The organism is Vibrio sp. TRT 2004, assembly GCF_050113735.1.
Classification (GTDB): Bacteria; Pseudomonadota; Gammaproteobacteria; order Enterobacterales; family Vibrionaceae; genus Vibrio.
On record NZ_JBNJOH010000125.1, the window covers coordinates 1 to 1,285 of the forward strand.

Annotated in this window: 1 protein-coding gene; it reads left to right on the forward strand. The window is 46.2% G+C overall.

Annotated elements, in window-relative coordinates; translation table 11 throughout:
- Positions 1-43: 43 nt before the first annotated feature.
- Positions 44-1,285: IS4-like element ISVvu2 family transposase (locus ACQEXR_RS20175; protein WP_427021039.1), on the forward strand; the 1,242-nt coding region annotated here is incomplete at its 3' end.

Consider the following 1,285-nt stretch of genomic DNA (forward strand, 5'->3'; position numbering starts at 1 on the left):
GCTTATAAAGGCTCTAAGTTTCTATAACTTTGAGCCTTTTATTTTGCAATTAACTACAGCCCTAACACTCGCCAATCGTTATGCCCCCAATACTGAACAACTTGGAAAACTCAGTGACATTCTTTGCCCTGATTTCATCAACCAATGCTTAGAAGCTTCTGGTGTGGCGACTATTCGTAAACGTCGTATCCCTCTCGACATGGCCGTTTGGGCGGTCGTTGCTATGTCGCTTTACCGACAAGAGCCTTTGTGGTCAATTGTCTCCAAAGCGCAATTAATGTTGCCCGGGAAACGAAGTCTGGTTGCCCCTAGTGCTATCGTTCAAGCGAGACAACGGCTCGGGGCTGATGCCATGAAAGAAGTATTCCATCAAAGCCAGAGCTTATGGAATGAAACAGCTGACCATCCGACTTGGTGTGGATTAAAACTCCTCGCTGTCGATGGCGTGGTATGGCGAACGCCAGACACCAAGGAAAACCGCGATGCGTTTCAATCTGCGTCAAATCAGAATGGTGAAGGTAGCTTTCCTCAGGTGCGTATGGTTTGCCAGATGGAGTTGACCAGTCACATGCTGGTCGCCAGTGCTTTCGCTAGTTACAAAACCAGTGAGATGATATTGGCGGAACAGTTGATTGAAACAACACCAGACTACAGCCTCACAATGTTCGACAGAGGCTTTTACTCTCTTAGTCTTCTTCATCGCTGGGCAAATACAGGAACTGAAAGGCATTGGCTAATGCCAATGCGCAAGAATACCCAATTTACTGAAGTCAGAAAGCTGGGTCGCAATGATCGGATTGTCGAACTCAAGACAGCGCCTCAAGCGAGAAAGAAGTCCCCGTCACTACCTGAAACCATCGAAGTTCGCCTGATAAAGAAAACTATCAAAGGGAAAGAAGTGAATATCTTGACCTCGATGACTGATCATCGTCGTTATCCGCCAGCGGAAATAGCAGAGCTTTACAGTCATAGATGGGAAATCGAAGTTGGATATCGGGAAATGAAGTCTTCACTTCTGAACAACGAGTTCACACTGAGAAGTAAGAAGCCAGAGATGGTAAAACAAGAACTATGGGGCTTATTGCTTAGCTATAACATTATTAGATATCAGATGGTTAACATGGCTAGAGCAGTGCCTGGCATCTACCCCAACCAACTGAGCTTCACAACGTGTGCTCACTCTATCATTCACGTAATTTTGGGGTTCTGGTTGGAGTCAGCGGGAACAATCCCTAAGCGCATTACTCACTTGCAAGAGGAGGCGATACACCATGTCTTGCCCATT